Below are 17,101 nucleotides of genomic sequence, written 5' to 3' on the forward strand. Positions count from 1 at the left end.
GCGCGCTGCGCGCACGACGGCCGGTGGCAGTCTGCGGTAGCTGGCAGGGTGCCTTGCTGAACGCCGCTGATCTACTTCGAAACCCGGCTCTGGCAACAGCCGAAAAAGTAGAACCTTCCAGCACGCACCAAGAATTGGGGCCACACAGGCGTCGTGGCAACGCGGCCCGTCGTGCGCGCAGCGCGCGGGGCAAACGCGACGGGGGCGGAGGCATGCAGCCCCATACGTGGCCATCCCAGCCGACAACCCGCCATGCAAGCCCGCGAAATACCTGCCCAGTGCCAACGTAAGCCCCCCCTGCCCCCCTGGGGTAGGGGGCTGGGGGGTGGGGAAGCACACGGGAGGCGCCCCCCTTCCAACTGCTAGATGTCCTCACTCCCGGTGTCCATGCGGACCACGCGAGGCTGGAAGCTGGCCACGACGTTCACGAGGTCGGTCTGCCGGGCGATGACGTCCTCGATGCGTTTGTACGCCTGGGGCGCTTCGTCGATGCCGCCGCCGATGAGGGTGACGCCGCGCCCGGTGAGGTACGCCTGGACGTCTTTTTTGTTGAGGGTGCTGGTGGCGGCTTTGCGTCCGAGTTGGCGTCCGGCGCCGTGGCTGGCGCTTTGCAGGGCGCCTTCGTGGCCGAGGCCGCGGACTACAAAGCCGGGGTCGGCCATGCTGCCGGGGATCAGGCCGAGCTGGCCGTGGGTGGCGGGGGTGGCGCCTTTGCGGTGGACGATGAGTTCCTGGCCGTTGACGGTCTGTTTCCAGGCGAGGTTGTGGCTGTTGCTGACCTGCGCGAGGGGCGTGACGTTCAGGGCGCGGGCGAGGCGGGCGTGGATGAGGTGGTGGTTGGCGAGGGCGTAGCGTCCGGCGAGGTTCATGGCCTGCCAGTACGCCTGTCCGTCTTCGTGGTCGAGGGGGAGCCACGCGAGTTTTTTGGCTTCGGGTGCGAGGCCAGGGTGGTGGCGTTCGGCGAGGGCGGTGAAGTGTCCGGCGACCTGCGCGCCGAAGCCGCGGCTGCCGCTGTGGGTGAGCAGCGCGAGGTACTGTCCAGCGTCGAGGCCGAGGTCGGCGTGGGGGAGGGTGAGGGTGCCGAATTCGGCGAAGTGGTTGCCGCTGCCGCTGGTGCCGATCTGCGTGGCGGCCTTGTCGTACAGGTGCTGGAGGATGGGCTGGTCGTCCCAGGTGCTTTCGTGCAGGACTTCGTGGTCCTGGCGGTCGCGTTTCTCGAAGGCGACGCCCGCGCCGAAGCGGGTGTGCTTGAGCAGCAGGGTGGTGGCCTCGTCGGTGCGCAGCGCGCCGGGCTGGATGGGCAGGACGGACAGCATCATGGAGCAGCCGATGTCCACGCCGACGCCGTAGGGAATGACGGCGTTCTCGGTGGCCAGCACCCCGCCGATGGGGAGGCCGTAGCCGACGTGCGCGTCGGGCATCAGCGCTCCGGCGCGGCTGACCGGGAGGCGCATGGCGACGTCCATCTGGCGGTGCGCGCCGGGGTCGATCAGGTCGGCGCCCCAGGTGAGGTAGGGGAGGGGTGCGGGGCGCAGTTCGCTGCCCTTGCGGGCGTCGAGGATGGCCTGCTGCGCGAGGAGTTCGGCAGCGAGCGGGGCGTACACGCCGCCCGCAGCGTATGCGGCGGGGTCATGCTGCACGGCGCGCAGTTCGTTCAGGATGTCGTCGCGGGTCAGTCCGGCGGTTTCGCGCTGGGTGGCGGCGGTCTGGGCGAGGGCGATGGCTTTCTTTTCCAGGCCGAGTTTCACGAGGTGTTTGCCGTTCATGGGGTCTCTCTCTTTCAGGTGGATGGGGAGGCGACTTTGCCTTGGGGGGTGGGGCCTCCGGGTGTGGGTGTCCGGTCGCCGGGATCGCCGTCCGGGGCGTCGGGCGTTCTGGCTGTGGTGCTGTCGGGTGTACCTGCGGGCATGGTCGCCTCCTTTCCCTGAATCGGGTCTGGGTGAGTGTGCCGCTTGGGTGGGGGGCCGGGCATCCGCATGGTGGCGGATGGGCGGCGTAGGCCAGTGCCTACTCCGGCAGCTCGTCCAGTGGCGTGGGGTCGAAGCGGACCCGGGCGGGAATCAGCCGCCCGTTCTGCGCGCGGTACGTCAGGACGAGGCGGCCCGTGAACGCCCAGCCGCGCTGCACCTCGACCAGCGCGGTCAGGTGGCCCTCCTGCACGGTCCAGCGGACCTGATCGCCGATGCGGGCCGCCTCGCCACGCAGGCCCGGCAGCGGGGGGAGTTTCACGCTACGGCCGGGCAGGGTCAGGGTGTTCGACCCGAAGCGCACCTGCTGCCGCAGGTACGGGACGGGCGGCGTGACCGGCCACTCGCGCAGGTCCGGCAGGCTCAGCACGCGCGCGTCGTACACGGCCACGCCCGTGCCCTCGTCGGTCATGAGGGTCACGAGCACCTCGGGCGCCCCGTCGCCGCCCAGGTCGGTGACGCTCAGGCCCGGCCAGAAGGTGGGGTTGCTGATTGTCCGCCATGCGGGAAAGGTTCGCGTGGTGGCCCCGGCGGTGACCCGCAGCCCGGTCAGCCAGCCCTCCCGTGCGGGCGCGGTGGTCTGCACGGTCAGGTTCGGACCCTCGTGCCGCGCGATCGTCGCCCCGGCGGGAATACCGCCCGTGGGTGTCGGGACCGGCACCTGCGCGGCGTGCGCGGGCAGAAGCGAGGCGGCAAGCAGCAGGCACAGGGGTCGCATGCCCCATCATGCCGGGTTTCCGGGCGGCCCTGCGCTACCGGACGGCCCGGCGTTACCGGACAGCGGGGCGGCCCTGCGCGTCGGGCTGCACCTCGCGGGCCACGGTAAGGGCGCGGCGGTCCAGCCGGAACCCGAAGCCGGTCCAGTGCCACAGGCTCAGCGCGCGGGCAGGCGCGCCGGGGGCGGCGTAGGTGGTTTCCAGCGTGGCGAGCGTCCCGCCGGGCAGTACGGTCAGCGCCGCGACCGGCTGGAACAGGGCGCTGCCCACCCAGACCTCCCGGTACCGGCCGCCGCCCAGGGGGCGCAGCACGGCCACGTGACTGCTCAGGCCGCGCGCGTCGCGGTTGCCCTGGATGGGCGTGGGGTGCGCGGTCCAGCGGGCGGTGCGCCAGTCGCGCCAGGGGCGCCAGACGGCCAGCACGCACTCGGGGATGCCGTCGCCGGTCACGTCGGCCAGGACGCTGCTGCGCACCTCCCAGTCCGGGGGCAGGGTCAGGGCCGGGCAGGGGGGCGGGGCGCGCCGGGCGGGGCTGGCCGTCCACGTGCCTGCCGGGGTGAGGCTGCGCCACGTTCCCTCGCCGCCGCCCGCCAGTGCGCTGCTTAGCAGCAGCAGGGCCGTGAACAGGACTCTCACCGGGCCTCCGGGCAGGCGGGGAGGCCCAGCCGGGTCAGCGCCTGTGTCCGCTGCGTCCCGCTGGCGGGGGTCACGCGGCCCGCGCGGGTGCGGGTGGGGGCGGCGCAGGCGCGCCTCACGTCTGCCAGGGGTACGCGCACCACCGCGCCGATCTGCGCCGCCGGGAACGGCTGGTCGAACAGCAGGTTGCCCAGGCTGTACAGCACCAGCGCCGCTCCGCGCGGCCCGGTCAGCACCTCGTGGCCCTGGAGGACGTGCGGGCCGCTCCCGGCGACCACGGTCGCCCCGGCCCCCACCAGCGCGCGGGCCTGCGTCCGCTGCCGGGCGGTGGTCAGGCCGTACTCCTCGCCCCAGTGGGCCAGGACGATCACGGTGTCCGCCTGCCGCGCCGCCGCGCGCACCGCCGTCAGGGGGAGGGGAGCCGCGCCGTCGTCCAGCCACGCCAGCAGTGCGACCCGCTGGCCCCGTACCATGCTGAGGCCTGGGGCCGCCGTGACCGGGTGGAGGCCCGCGCGCTGCAGCGTGCCTCGCGACTGCGCCTGCCCGGCCATTCCGGCGTCCCGGCCGTGGTTGTTCAGCACGCCCAGATGGGTGAGGGGCCACAGGGCGGCTGCCGCGCCGGTCGGGGCGCGCAGGTCGATGCCCGGCGTCCTGCGCGGCGCGTCCGTCAGGGGGGATTCCAGGTTCGCGGCCACCAGATCGGCGCGCAGCAGCGGCGCCACCGCCCGCAGTGTGCCGGGCCAGTCGGCGGTGTTCGCCTGCGCCACGCCGCGCGCGAGGCTCAGGTCGCCGGCCAGCGCCAGCGTGACCGGCCCAGATGGCGGGGCCTCCCGCCCGCCCGAGGTGAGCAGCAGGCCCGCCAGCAGGCCGCAGATGGCGATCCTCATACGGATTCCGTTTGTTTCGTTGATAACCCGGAAGGGCGCCGGGTTATCAACTCCACGCCCGGAACCCGCTTCTCTCCTACTCGCATCCGCTCGGATTGAATGGTTTGCACAAACCATTCAATCCGAGTCCGCATCACTTCACCAGCACGCCGTCCAGCCAGGGGTGCGCGGGCGGCACCTTGCCCTGACGCAGCTGCGCGCGCCACGCCTCGTCCGTCAGGCGGCCCGAGACGGGTACCGTGAACTCGTACTGCGAGTACACGCCGCCCCGCGCGACCTGAAGGCCGCCGCGACCGTCGGGCACGACGGCGTACAGCTCGTGGATGAAGCCCGTGCCTTCCTCCAGGGCGGTTCCGTCGCCGGTAGCGACGTCCGCGACGACGGCGGCCATGGCGTCCTCGTCGAACTGGCTGGCGTTCTCGCCGTCCTCGGGGTCGGCGCTGGCCATCTTCATCTGTTCCAGCCACCCGCCGAAGTAGTGGATCTGGTCGTACTCGTCGCGGGTCAGCGGGGTGCCCGCCAGTTCCTTGGCGGTGGCGCGGCTCAGGAGGCCCAGCATGTCGCGCAGAGAGTCGAGGTTCTGCGCGGTGCGTTCCGACAGGACGCCCTGCTCTTTCAGGACGCGGCGGGTCAGGGCCTCCAGGGTCTGCAGGCGCGCCCAGAGGGCCGGGTTGGGTTCCACGTACCCGCGCGGGGGCTGCGGGGGCTCCCCGGCGCCCATCTCGGCCATGGTCTGCTTGGCGTACAGGATGGTGTCGTGGCGCAGTTCCGTCCAGGAGCCCAGCGCGGTCAGCATCTCCTTGCGCGTCCAGGCGGGCGTGCGCATGAACGCCGGGTAGCGTGCGTCGCGCGGTTCGGGCCTGGCGAGGGCCTGGAGGGCGTACAGCCAGCCGGAATAGACGTTCGCGGTCCAGTCGGCCTGCTTCAGCTCGGCGAAATTCGCGCGGAGTTTCGCCATGTTCGCGTCGTAGTTCGCGTACTTCGACTGCCCGGTGCGGCGCAGTTCGTTCAGCGCGGCGTCGCTGCCCAGCACGGCCAGCAGGTCAAGGCCGCTGGGCAGCAGGCGCGGCTGCGTGTCGGTGCCCACCTCGCGGTACACGAGGCGCTGGAAGGCCGCGCCGTCCAGCGTGAAGCGCTGCCCCATCAGCCGGAAGCCGAGTGTCTGCGCGTCGCGCACCTCGCGGCCCTCGCCGGGGCGGGCGATCACCACGGCGCTGTTCACCTGCGGGGGCGGCAGTTTCCGCAACTCGGCCTGGAAGGCCGTCAGGACGGCCGGTTCCGCCAGTCGGCGCACCTGCCCGCCCGCCGCGACTTTCAGGGCCGCCGCATACTGCCGGTAGTTCAGGTCGTCGCTGCGGCCCACCAGCAGCGCGGTCGGGTCGTACACGCGCGCCCACAGCTTCTGCGCCTCGGCGTTCGCCCCCATCAGGGCGGTCAGCAGGCCCGCCACGCGCGTCTCGCTGTCCTTATCCACGCGCAGGTTCAGGCGGCCCAGCCACATCATGGAGCGGAAGTAGCGTTTCAGCGCCTCGCTTTTCGTGTAGTGCCCGCGCGGCACGTACTGCGAGTAGTCCTCGAGCAGTTCCGTGCCGCTGAAAATGGCCGAGGGAGCAATGCCCTGGTGCGCGTCGATGAGTTTCAGTTCCGCCGCTACCAGCGCCGCCACCTCGGCGGGCGGGGTCACGGCCGGATCGGCGAGTTTCTGCGCGACCGACAGGTACGCCAGTGTCAGCCGCGCGTCCGCCTCCAGTGGCGTGCCCTTCAGTGCCGTCAGTTGCCGGCGGGAATCCGCCACCAGCAGCGCGGTCAGGCGGCGCGCGGCCGGGGCCAGGGACTCACGTTCCAGGTCACGCAGCAGTTTGTCGAAGATCAGGTGGTACACGTGCAGCGTGGCGTCCGACGTGACGAACACCGGCTGCTCTGCGTAGCGGGTCGCCTCGTACACGGCGTCGAACTGCCGCCACTGCGCGGGCGTGATCACGAAGCCGTTGCGGGCCAGCGCCGAGCGTTGCGCGGCGTTCAGTGGGTCCAGGCCCAGGTCGGCCTTCCCGCTGACCAGCGGCGATTTCAGGGCGTTCAGGTTCACGGGCAGCGAGTACGGCGTGGGAGCCGCCACACCGGTGCCCAGCAGGGCCAGGGTCAGGACGCACAGATGAGGACGCATACCGCCTTCATACCATGTCGCTGGGCACCCGGTCAGCTCAGCTTCAGGGCGTCCGTGGCTTCCTGCGTCTCGTTCCAGGGGAGGGTCTCGTGGGCGCGTTCCAGGGTGTCCTCGGGGCCTTTGCCTGCCAGCAGGACCGTGTCGCCGGGCTGCGCCAGGGCAATGGCGGCGCGGATGGCGGCGCGGCGGTCGGGAATGGACTGGAAGTTGGTGTGTCCGCCTTCCTGGGCGCCGCGTGCCATCTCGCGCAGGATGTCGTCCAGGGGGGTGTCGCGGCAGTCCTCCTCGGTGAAGACCGCGTGGTCCGCGAGGCGGGTGGCGACCTCGCCCAGCGGGGCACGCTTGCCGGGATCGCGGGGGCCGCCCGCCGAGCCGAGCACGACGATCAGGCGGCCCGCCGTTGTGGTGCGCAGGGTGCCCAGAGCTTTTTCGAGGCTGGGGGGCGTGTGCGCGAAGTCCACGACGACGCGCCGCCCGCGCGCGTCGGGCACGAGTTCCATGCGGCCCGGCACGCCCCGGAACGACGCGAGGCCTGCCGCCAGGGCCTCCCAGCCCGCGCCGAGGTGCGCGCTCGCGGCCATGGCGGCCAGGGCGTTGGCGACGTTGAAGCGTCCGATCGTCGGCAGGTGCGCGTCGAACTCGCCCAGCGGGCTGAGGACGTGGAAGTGCAGGCCGGTGCTGCGTTCCTCGATGTCGGTGGCGCGCCAGTCGGCATGCTGCCCCTCGGCGGAGTACGTGGTCTCGGCGGGGGCGACACCACGCAGCTGCGCCGTCCAGGGGTCGTCCACGTTCAGCACCGCGAACGGTGCGGCCTCGACCAGTCGGCGTTTGTCCGCGAAGTAGTTTTCCAGCGTGCCGTGGAAGTCCAGGTGTTCGCTGCTCAGGTGCGTCCAGACGGCCACGTCCCACGCGACGCTCCGCACGCGCTCCAGGGCGAGGGCGTGACTGCTGGCCTCCAGCACCGCCGCGTCCGCGCCCGCCGCGACCATGTCGGCCAGGGTGGCCTGCACCTGCGGGGCCTCCGGCGTCGTGAAGTGCGCCGGGAAGTGCCGCAGCTCGCCGTCCGGAAGTTCGTACCCGACGGTGCTCAGGAGGCCGGTGCGCTGTCCGGCGGCGCGCAGCAGGTGCCGCGTGATCCAGCTGGTCGTGGTCTTCCCGTCCGTGCCGGTCACGCCCACCACCCGCAGCCCCCGGCTGGGGTGCCCGGCCAGCGCGGCCGCCGCGTCGGCCAGCGCGGCGCGGGCACTGGCGACCCGCAGGTACGGCAGCGGGCTGGTCATGCCGTCCGGGAGGCCCTCGCCGATCACGGCCACCGCGCCCGCCGCCGCGACCCGGTCAATGAAGCTGTGCCCGTCGAAGCGCGCCCCCCGGATCGCCACGAACGCGAACCCCGGCCCTGCCCAGTCGGCGTTGTGCGTCACGCCCGTCACCTCCGGGTTGTCGGTAGGGGTGGGGGCGTTCAGGTGGGCGGCCAGCTCGGAAAGACGCATGGGGGGATGATACGGGCTGCGCCGCCCGGCGCTGCGGGCCGCCGCTCAGCGCACCCGCTGGTACAGCCCGTCGAAGCGGACGTTCAGGCCGCCGCAACGCCCGTTGTCCGCCGCGAGCATCCACGGACCCACGGGACGCAGGTTCACGCTGCACTCGCCGTCACTGTACGCCAGCGGCCACGCGCCCTCCTGGCGGCGCAGCGGGCCGTTCAGGTTCCCCTGGGTCACGTTGCCGTCCGCGCCGACGTGCGTGGCTGACCCGTTCAGGGTCAGCGCGCCGCTCCCGGTCTGCCGGACGGTCAGGCCCGCGTTGGCGTCCCTGGCCCAGGTGCCGGCCTCTTCGGGCGCGGCGGGGAGCGCCTCGACCTGCGTGTCGGGCAGGAAGCCCCGCATCAGCTGGTCGGGCAGGCCGCCGCTGGGCACCAGGTAACTGCACCGGCGGCCCTGCACGCTGCGTCCCTGGAGGAGCAGGTCGCCGCTGCGCACGCTGTACTTCCCGGCCGCGCCGCGCGCGTCACTGAACGTCGCGCGCGGCACGCTGACCTGCGCGGCCCGCAGGTGCTCGGGGTGCAGTTCGGTCCAGTCGGCCGGGCAGGTGGGCGGCTGGGCGGGCGGGGTGGCCGGGGGTTGCGCCGCTGCCAGCGGCGAGGTCAGGCACAGCAGGCCCATGCGGAGCAGTGCCTGCCGGAGCAGGCCCGGTCGCTGATCCGGTCGCTGGCCCGGTTGCTGGTCTGGCCGGGAGGGCCGCGGGTGCATGCGCGCGGAGGAACGGAAGGCCGTCATCCCCGCAGGCTACCGCGCTGCGCCGGGAGCAATGGTGCGCGGTGCGGATCAGCGCAGCAGCGGCAGGCCGAAGCCGTTGGCCTGCACGCGCGCGCACACCCACTCGAAGGCCTGCGGGTCGGCCACGAAGTCCAGCTGGTCGCCGGGAACACGCACGACCGGGCAGGCGCCGAAGCCCGTGACCCAGCTGTCGTACAGGCGGTTCAGGCCGCCCAGGTACTCGTCGGGGATGGCCTGCTCGTACTCGCGGCCGCGCTGCGCGATGCGGCGTTTCAGGGTGGGCAGGCTGGCGTCGATGTGGATCAGCAGGTCCGGGACGCGCAGGGCGCTCAGCACCCCCTCGTACAGGCTGAGGTAAGTGTCCCAGTCGCGCCGCGCCATCTGTCCGCTCTCGAACAGGTTGCGCGCGAAGATGTTGGCGTCCTCGAACACCGTGCGGTCCTGAATGACGTAGCGGGCGCCGGTCACGAGGTTCAGGTGCTGCTCCAGGCGCCGGGACAGGAAGTACACCTGCGAGTGGAACGAGTACTGCCGCATGTCGCGGTAGAAGTCTTCCAGGTAGGGGTTGTCGGCGTACGGTTCGTACACGGGGCGCAGGCCGTAGCGGTCGGCCAGCATGCGCGTCAGGGTGCTCTTGCCGCTGCCGATGTTCCCGGAAACCGCGAGGTACATCAGTCGGCCGCCTGCGTGTCGCGCAGGGCGCCGTCGATGCGGTCCATCAGGTCCTGTTCGTGGTCCGGGTTGTTCACGAAGTCGATGCCGGCCGCGTCGATGATCAGGTGCGGGTGCGGGTACGTGCGGAAGTACTCGTCGTACCGCCCGGTCAGGTCCGCGAGGTACGCGGCCTGCATGTCCTGCTCGAACGGGCGGCCGCGCAGCGCGATGCGGCGCAGCAGTTCGTCGGTGTCGGCGCGCAGGTACACCACGAGGTCCGGGGTGGGCAGGCGCGGCGACAGGTGCGAGTACAGGTCCTCGTACAGCGCGAACTCGGCGTCGCGCAGGTTCATGGACGCGAAGATGAAGTCCTTGTCGAACAGGTAGTCGCTGACCACGCTGCCCTTGTACAGGCCCGGCTGCCACAGCGCCGAGAGCTGCTTGAAGCGTGAGAGCAGAAAGAACGCCTGCACCTGAAACGAGAACGCTTCGGGCTGCTCGTAGAATTTCGCCAGGAAGGGGTTCTCCTCGACGATTTCCAGGTTCAGTTCGGCGCCGTGGCGCGCGGCGAGGCGCCCGGCGAGGCTTGTTTTCCCGACCCCGATGGGCCCTTCGACGACAACGTACATGACAGGCCAGAGCATAGCGCCCCCCAGGAGTCTCAAGGGTGGATGAACGCCTTGACACGCGCGGGGAGGAGGAGGGTGAACGGCAGACGGAGGATGGGGTGGGTTCCATCCTACGTCTGCTAAGTACGTTGAAGCTACCATTGCGAGATTCCGGGAAAGCGCCGGAATCTCTCCATTCCCGCTTCAACGTACTTCTTCTGCTACGCGCTCCGCGCGGTTTATCTAAAAGATAAACGCAGTGTACTTAGTCGCTGTCCTCTTTTTTCTTGTCTTTCAGGCGCCCGGCGTCTTTCGCGGCGCGGGTCAGGAGGTACTCGATCTGGGCGTTCACGCTGCGCAGGTCGTCTGCCGCCCAGCGTTCCAGCGCGGCGTACAGCTCCGGGCTGATGCGCAGGGGGAAGTTCTTGCGCGCCATACCGTCAGTACAGGCTTCCGGCGTTCACGACCGGCTGCGTGCCGCGTTCGCTGGTCAGGACCACCAGCAGGTTGCTGACCATCTGCGCCTTGCGTTCCTCGTCGAGGTGCACGATGTCCTGCTCGCTGAGTTCCTTCAGGGCCATCTGGACCATGCCCACCGCGCCCTGCACGATCTGGGTGCGCGCCGCGATGATGGCGCTGGCCTGCTGGCGCTGAAGCATGGCGCCCGCGATTTCCGGGGCGTACGCGAGGTGCGACAGGCGCGCTTCGAGGACCTCCACGCCCGCGTGGCGCAGCCGGGTGGCGAGTTCGGTGGCCAGGGCGTCGGCGATCTCGTCGGCGTTGCCGCGCAGGCTCATGCCGGTGTCGGTGTACTCGTCGTAGGGGTACTGGCTGGCGAGGTGCCGCAGGGCCGTCTCGCTCTGGATGGCGACGAACTCGTTGTAGTCCTCGACGTCGAACACGGCGCGGGCGGTGTCCACGACCCGCCAGACGATCACGGCGGCGATCTCGATGGGGTTCCCGGCCAGGTCGTTGACCTTCAGGCGTTCGGAGTTGAAGTTGTGGATTCTCAGGCTGACGCTCTTGCGGACGGTCAGGGGGTTGGTCCAGTACAGGCCGTTGCGGCGTTCGGTGCCCACGTAGCGGCCGAACAGCGTGAGCAGCATGGCCTGGTTGGGCTGCACGATGAAGAAGCCCACGACCACGAAGATCACGGCTGCGATCAGGACACCGCTCAGGATCAGTTGCCCGGAGCTGAATGCCCAGACGGTCAGGGCGCACAGCAGCATCCAGATCAGGAACACCGGGATGCCGGGCAGGCCGAAGGCGGCCCGTTCGACGCTGGCGACACCGCTGCGGGTGGAGACGCCGCCCTGCGGGTTGGGGGTGGGAGCCTGTTGCAGTTCGTTCATGATGGAACCTCCGGGCTGATCTCGATTACCTATCAAAGTGATATCACTTTTGGATAGAGTGCACCAGCCGCCCGGCCCGCGAGCACGGACAGGCGGAAACGGTCAATGGTCGATGGTCGACAGAGGGGGAGTGCCCCGTCCATCGACCATCAACCGTTCACCATCAACCCTACTGCAGGGTGCGTTTGAGCAGCGTGACCTTCACGTCCACGCTCTTCTTGTTGCGCCAGACGCGCAGGGTGACGGTCTGACCGGGACGCTTGGCGGCCACCAGCCGGATCACGTCGAACGAGTCCCGCACGCGCTGCCCGTCCACGGCCACGATGATGTCGCCCAGCGGCGCGAGCAGCTGGTCCTTGCTGTTGCGCAGGCTGCCGCGCAGGCCCGCGCGGGCGGCGGCCGTCCCGGCCGGAACCTCGTCCACCAGCGCGCCCTCGGAGCTGTTCAGGCCCGCCAGTTGCCGCAGCGCCGGGTCCAGGTTGTCCAGGTCCACCATGGTCACGCCCAGCGTGCCACGCTGCGGCACGCCGATCTTCTCCAGGTCGTCCAAGCTCTGCTTGACCAGATCGCCGGGCACGGCGATGCCGATCACGCCCGGAATCAGGCCGTTCGCCGAGACGTTCGCGTCGGCGACACCCACCACTGCCCCGCGTGAATCCAGGACCGGGCCGCCGCTGTTGCCCTGCTGGATGCTGGCCGTCGTGACGATGTACTGCCCGACCTCGTTGGCGAAGCCGTCGTTGCGGTTCAGGTCGCGGGCGCTGGCGGCCACGCTGAACACGCCGCTGCCCACGAAGTTCTGAATGCGCAGCGGCGTGCCGATGGTCAGCAGTTTCTGCCCCGGAATCAGGCGCGCGCTCGACCCGAAACTCAGGGTGGCGGGCGCGGTCACGCCGGTCACGCGCAGGATGGCGATGTCGATGCCGGGGTCGATGCCCTCGATCTTCGCGCTGACGCGACGGCCGTTGAACAGCGTGACCGTCAGGGACTCCTGGTACTGAACCACGTGGTAGTTCGTGACGATCAGGTCCTTCTTGTAGAAGAAGCCCGTGCCGGTGTCGATGGGGTCATCCCCGACCTGCAACCTCTCGCGTTGCAGGCGGTTGTCGATGCGCACCACGGCCTGAATGGCTTTCTGGGCCACCTCGACGGTGTTCACCTCGTCCGGCGTGACCAGCGCCCGCTCGGCGCTGACCCGTCCCGTGATGTACGCCCCGGCGACTGCGCCGCTCAGCAGCAGCGCCGCGCCCAGCACGCGCAGACCCAGCCGCCCGGTGCGGGCCGCCGGGCGGGCCGGGGTGCCGGGCGGCGTCACTCGCCGCCGCCGCCCTCGCCGCCCTTGGGGCGGGAATCGGTCACGTAGAATCCGCTGCCCTTGAAGGCAATGCCGGGCCGCGCCAGGATCCGCTTGACAGGCACGCCCGTTTCCGGGTGCGTGGTGTAGGCCTCGTCGCGCATGCTCTGCTGCAACTCGTAGATTTCGCCGGTTTCGATGTTCTTGTACAGGTACGTGGGCATGGTGGTTACGGTGTCCTCTGATCGTGACGCTCTGACGTGCGCCGGCCCGTGCAGCCGGACCGTGGTCCTCGCTGCGTTCCGCGTGCCGGAAAGTTCAGCCGGACGCGCGCGCGCACTGCGGGCACGTCCGCGCCTATCCTAGCAAGGACCGCCGCGCCCGGACTGTTCCGCCGGGCAACCCGTCCACACTGCCCGCACGGCGCGGGCTTCAGAGTTTCTTCAGTTACCGCCCTCCCGGCCGCTCTGCCGATCCCTCTGCCGCTCCCTGTGCCGCCCACCGTGAGTGCTGTACTCAGGGGCGGCGGGCACTCACATGCGCCCACCCCCCTGCCCGCGCTATGCTGCGGCCTGAACCGCTGGTGTCCGGTTCACACAAACAGGGCAGCGCAAGGCCCCCGCACGCGGGGGAGACGAGGTGGAGGTCAGCGAGCAATCTGCGGATGCCTCCAGGCGCGCGTTCAGGCGCCTACCCGCCGCCCCACGCCGGGGCGGGAAGCGCGGCGATAACCCCCACGGCAACGTGGGCATAAGGCCGCGCACGACGCACAACAACTTCAAAGACAGGCACCCCCGCCCGGCCCCCGCGCCGACGGCGGGATGGAGTCACCATGTGTGGAATCGTTGGATACATCGGCCCCCGTCAAGCGCAGGAAGTCCTGATCTCCGGCCTCGCCAAACTCGAGTACCGCGGCTACGACAGCGCCGGCATCGCCATCCATGACGGCGCGCAGATCGACGTGAAGAAGAAGGCCGGGAAACTCGAGAACCTCAACACGCTCCTCGACGGCCAGCCCATGAGCGGCTCGCTGGGCATCGGGCACACCCGCTGGGCCACGCACGGCCTGCCGAACGACACGAACGCGCACCCGCACGCCACCGAGGACGGCCGCATCGTGATCATTCACAACGGCATCATCGAGAACTACCTGACCCTCAAAGAGGGCCTCCAGGGGCGCGGGCACGAGTTCAAGAGCGAGACCGACAGCGAGGTGCTGGCCCACCTGATCGAGGAAGCCTACGCGGGCAACCTTGAAGAGGCCGTCCGGGCCGCCCTGGCGCAGGTGCGCGGCGCGTACGGGATCGTCGTCACGCACGTCGACCACCGCGAGATCGTCGCCGCCCGCACCGTCAGCCCCCTCGTGATGGGCGTCGGGGAAGGCGAGATGTTCCTTGCCAGTGACGTGCCCGCCCTGCTGGCCTACACCCGCAACATGGTGTTCCTGCACGACGGCGACATGGTCGTCCTGAACGACGACGGCTTCCGCGTCATGGACCTTGCGGGCAACCCGCAGCAGCGCACCATCGAGCACATCGAATGGGACGCCGAGGCCGCCGAGAAGGGCGGGTACGACACGTACATGCTCAAGGAGATCTACGAGCAGCCCCAGGCCCTCACGAACACCCTGATCGGCCGCCTGCACGACGACACCGGCGAGGTGAACCTCGACATCAACCTCGACCCCGGCTCCTTCAAACGGATCAGCATCATCGCGTGCGGCACCGCCTTCTACGCCGGACTGGTCGGCGAGTACCTCATCGAGCAGCTCGCCCGCATTCCCGTCGAAGTCGACGTGGCCAGCGAGTACCGCTACCGCGACCCCCTCGTCAGCGAGAACACCCTGGCCATCGTCGTCTCCCAGAGCGGCGAGACCATCGACACCCTGGAAGCGCTGCGCGAGGCGAAGAAGTTCGGCGCGAAGACCCTCGGCGTGATCAACGCCAAGGGCTCCTCCATGACCCGCGAACTGGACGACACGCTGTACATCCACGCCGGACCCGAGATCGGCGTCGCCAGCACCAAGGCGTACACGTCAATGGTCAGCGCGTTCCTGATGCTGGCCCTCTGGCTCGGCCGCGCCCGCGGCACCCTGAGCGCCGAGCAGGGCGCGGAACTCCTGAAGGCCGCCCGTGAACTGCCCCGCCTCGTCGAGGACGCATTGAGCCCCGAGCGCGTGGCGCGCATCAAGGAGGTCGCGGAGAAATACGCCATGGCCCGCGACTACCTGTTCCTCGGGCGCGGCGTGAACAGCCCCACCGCCTACGAGGGCGCCCTGAAACTCAAGGAGATCAGCTACATCCACGCCGAGGCGTACGCAGCGGGCGAGATGAAGCACGGCCCCATCGCCCTGATCGACGAGCACCTGCCCGTCGCCGTGATCGCCACCGAGAGCCGCCTGCTGGAAAAGACCATCAGCAACGTGCAGGAAGTCCGCGCCCGCGCCGGGAAGGTCATCCTGTTCCTCAGTGACGGCGACACCGAGAACGCCCGCCACGGCGACGACGTCATCTACGTCCCCCGCGCGCACGAGATGGTCAGCCCCGTCGTGAACGCCGTCGCCATGCAGCTGCTCGCGTACTTCACCGCCACCGCGCTGGGCAAGGACGTGGACAAACCCCGCAACCTCGCCAAGAGCGTCACGGTAGAGTAAACACGGTTGAGTAAACACGGTCGAGTAAGCAGCGTCGAGTAACGGCAATGCAGGAGGGGGCCGCAGCCAGTCGCGCTGCGGCCCCCTCCCTTGTTCGTTCAGAAGCCAGCCATGTCGCTGGCGACGGCTCCGGCGCGCAGGTTGTACACGCCGTTCGTCTCGCGGTCCATGAAGCTGTCGGGCAGGTAGGCGTACCCGCCGTCCCCGAAGCCGCAACTCCAGGAGTTCTTGATCACGAAGTACCCGGTGGGGAGGGTCAACTTCACGTCGACCAGTCCGGCGATCTTCGCCGCGTACGTCTGCGTGCCGGTGTTCACGTACCCGACGATGTGAACGGCGTGCCCGCCGCGCACGTTCTGGCCCATGCGGGTGGTGTCGGGCAGGCCACTGGCGCCGATGGAGTCGAACGCGCCGTCCACGGTGAAGCCCAGGATCAGCTGGTCGCCCCGGTCGATCATCTGCCGCAGCATGGCGCGGCGGTAGGCGCGGGCGGCGTCCCCGTTGCCCAGGGCGTTGTTGGCGAGCGCCACCCAGACCTCGTTGCCCTGGGTGGGCCGGAAGTTGAACGCGGCGTTCGGGGCGATGTCCCACTCGGGTTTCCAGGCGCAGTTGTTCGTGCCGCTCTGGCAGACCAGTTGTGCCTGCGCGGTGGTGTCGCTGCACGCCTGATCGGCGTAGTTCACGCAGGAGTTCTTGAAGGCCGTGATGGGCTGCTGGGTGTTGGCGGGCACGCGCACGCGGCTGCGGGACGGGTTGTACTTCCAGCGGACCTCGGTGGGCAGCATGCGCTGGCGGGCGATGGCGTCATCGAAATCGCCCCAGCCGGCGCCGTCGCCCAGCACGCCGTCGTCGCCGCGCAGCCAGTAGTACGCGTACTGCTCGGACAGGTTGAAGGTGATCTGCTTGCGCCGCGCGATCAGGCTTTCCAGCGCGGAGGTGTACGCGAAGGCCATGCAGGTGCCCCGGCGCCCCTGGTCCTTGATGGTGGTGATCTGATCGATGGCGTTGCCGCGCATCTGGCCGAACAGGGCGCTGGTGGGCGTGAACCGGCACGCGCCGTCACTGGGGTTGCTGACGAACCCGTCCCCGAGTTCCCCGCCCGGCTGCGAGGGCTTGGGCGGCGCGAGGCGCGTCTGCAGGCGGGTCAGGGCGGCGGTGTTCAGCGCGGCGACGTTGATGCGGGCGTTCGCGGCGAGCGTCACGCCGCTCAGGGAGTCCTGGGACAGGAACTCGCGCGGAACGGGATTCTGGTCGTTCAGGCCGAAGGACCCGAGGATCTCGGCGCGGTTGCGGTCGGCGCCCGCCTCGGCCTGCGCGACACTGACGGCCACGGTGTCCTGCCCGAACAGCAGCACCTCGCGGTTCTCGCCGCCGCGCAGGGTGACGGTGGCGGGCACGGTCAGGCCGCGCGGGAGGCTCAGCGTGGTGCGGGCAATGTCGGCGCGCAGTTCGGTCGAGCGGGCCAGGGTGCCCACGACGTCCAGGCTGCGGCGCACCTCGGCGTCGCGGGCCTGGATGCGGGCGGGCAGGTCGGTCAGGTTCAGTTGCAGGGCGTTCGGGGCTTTCAGGGTCTGCTGGAACACCTGCGGGTCCACGCGCAGCACGTTCAGGTCCAGGTTCGCGATCTGCACCGGTTGCAGGGTCAGGTTCCTGAAGTTCAGGTTGACGGTGTTCTGCGCGTGCGCGCCTCCCAGCGCGGCGCACAGGGTCAGCAGGGTCAGGCGGCGGGCAGCGTGGTGGGCGGGGCGGCGGGCAGAGCGGTGCTTGTTCATGCTGATCTCCCTGAAAACCGCTGCCGTTGGTCCGTCTGCGCGGGGGCGGCGGGTTCTCGTGGGTGCAGTTCACCACCTCACCCATGATCGGGCCGTGATCGGCCGCGCCGGTCCGGGCACCTGCG

Annotated in this window: 15 protein-coding genes; 1 reads left to right on the plus strand and 14 read right to left on the minus strand. The window is 70.2% G+C overall.

Translation table 11 applies throughout. The annotated features are described in order from the left end of the window. Window positions 1-362 precede the first annotated feature (362 nt). The 13 genes from IEY70_RS09175 to IEY70_RS09235 all read right to left on the minus strand — a co-directional run bounded on the left by IEY70_RS09175 (window position 363) and on the right by IEY70_RS09235 (window position 12,775). Window positions 363-1,766: an RtcB family protein gene (locus tag IEY70_RS09175; RefSeq protein ID WP_189064711.1), complete on the minus strand. Its 1,404-nt coding sequence runs from the start codon at window positions 1,764-1,766 to the stop codon at window positions 363-365. 241 nt (window positions 1,767-2,007) lie between these two features. Next, window positions 2,008-2,685, minus strand: coding sequence for a hypothetical protein (locus IEY70_RS09180; RefSeq protein WP_189064712.1), 678 nt, complete (start codon window positions 2,683-2,685; stop codon window positions 2,008-2,010). 52 nt (window positions 2,686-2,737) lie between these two features. Then, window positions 2,738-3,319 carry a hypothetical protein gene (locus tag IEY70_RS09185; RefSeq protein ID WP_189064713.1) on the minus strand — a complete coding sequence of 194 codons (582 nt, stop codon included), beginning with the start codon at window positions 3,317-3,319 and terminating at the stop codon, window positions 2,738-2,740. Next, a complete protein-coding gene (locus IEY70_RS09190; protein WP_189064714.1) occupies window positions 3,316-4,206 on the minus strand; it encodes a CapA family protein in 891 nt (296 codons plus the stop codon). Before IEY70_RS09190 ends, IEY70_RS09185 begins: the two co-directional genes overlap by 4 nt. A 133-nt stretch (window positions 4,207-4,339) precedes the next feature. Further along, the gene (locus IEY70_RS09195) at window positions 4,340-6,370 is read right to left on the minus strand and encodes a DUF3160 domain-containing protein (RefSeq protein ID WP_189064715.1); all 2,031 of its coding nucleotides are present in this window, start codon (window positions 6,368-6,370) and stop codon (window positions 4,340-4,342) included. 32 nt (window positions 6,371-6,402) lie between these two features. Next, on the minus strand, window positions 6,403-7,860 hold the full coding sequence (locus IEY70_RS09200; RefSeq protein ID WP_189064716.1) for a UDP-N-acetylmuramoyl-L-alanyl-D-glutamate--2,6-diaminopimelate ligase: 1,458 nt from the start codon (window positions 7,858-7,860) through the stop codon (window positions 6,403-6,405). 45 nt (window positions 7,861-7,905) lie between these two features. Beyond that, the gene (locus tag IEY70_RS09205) at window positions 7,906-8,643 is read right to left on the minus strand and encodes a hypothetical protein (RefSeq protein ID WP_189064717.1); all 738 of its coding nucleotides are present in this window, start codon (window positions 8,641-8,643) and stop codon (window positions 7,906-7,908) included. A gap of 48 nt (window positions 8,644-8,691) precedes the next feature. Then, window positions 8,692-9,315 carry a deoxynucleoside kinase gene (locus IEY70_RS09210; protein WP_189064718.1) on the minus strand — a complete coding sequence of 208 codons (624 nt, stop codon included), beginning with the start codon at window positions 9,313-9,315 and terminating at the stop codon, window positions 8,692-8,694. Then, window positions 9,315-9,926: a deoxynucleoside kinase gene (locus tag IEY70_RS09215; RefSeq protein ID WP_189064719.1), complete on the minus strand. Its 612-nt coding sequence runs from the start codon at window positions 9,924-9,926 to the stop codon at window positions 9,315-9,317. Before IEY70_RS09215 ends, IEY70_RS09210 begins: the two co-directional genes overlap by 1 nt. A gap of 244 nt (window positions 9,927-10,170) precedes the next feature. Then, window positions 10,171-10,341, minus strand: a complete 171-nt coding sequence (locus IEY70_RS09220) for a type II toxin-antitoxin system antitoxin (RefSeq protein ID WP_189064720.1) — start codon at window positions 10,339-10,341, stop codon at window positions 10,171-10,173. 4 nt (window positions 10,342-10,345) lie between these two features. Continuing rightward, entirely contained in the window at window positions 10,346-11,257 is a 912-nt protein-coding gene (locus tag IEY70_RS09225) for an SPFH domain-containing protein (RefSeq protein WP_189064721.1), read from the minus strand. A 169-nt stretch (window positions 11,258-11,426) separates the two neighbouring features. Then, a complete protein-coding gene (locus tag IEY70_RS09230; protein WP_373290770.1) occupies window positions 11,427-12,572 on the minus strand; it encodes a S1C family serine protease in 1,146 nt (381 codons plus the stop codon). Continuing rightward, window positions 12,569-12,775, minus strand: a complete 207-nt coding sequence (locus IEY70_RS09235) for an FmdB family zinc ribbon protein (protein ID WP_189064722.1) — start codon at window positions 12,773-12,775, stop codon at window positions 12,569-12,571. The genes IEY70_RS09230 and IEY70_RS09235 overlap by 4 nt, the downstream gene beginning before the upstream one ends. Before the next feature lie 608 nt (window positions 12,776-13,383). Between IEY70_RS09235 and glmS the strand changes: the two genes are divergently transcribed. Next, the gene (glmS, locus tag IEY70_RS09240) at window positions 13,384-15,204 is read left to right on the plus strand and encodes a glutamine--fructose-6-phosphate transaminase (isomerizing) (RefSeq protein ID WP_189064723.1); all 1,821 of its coding nucleotides are present in this window, start codon (window positions 13,384-13,386) and stop codon (window positions 15,202-15,204) included. Window positions 15,205-15,302: 98 nt separating this feature from the next. Here the strand turns inward: glmS and IEY70_RS09245 are convergent, their stop codons facing one another. Then, complete coding sequence (locus IEY70_RS09245) at window positions 15,303-16,976, minus strand: C1 family peptidase (RefSeq protein ID WP_189064724.1); 1,674 nt, start codon at window positions 16,974-16,976, stop codon at window positions 15,303-15,305. Between the last annotated feature and the right edge of the window lie 125 nt (window positions 16,977-17,101).

Source organism: Deinococcus seoulensis (assembly GCF_014648115.1).
In the GTDB taxonomy this organism is placed as follows: domain Bacteria; phylum Deinococcota; class Deinococci; order Deinococcales; family Deinococcaceae; genus Deinococcus; species Deinococcus seoulensis.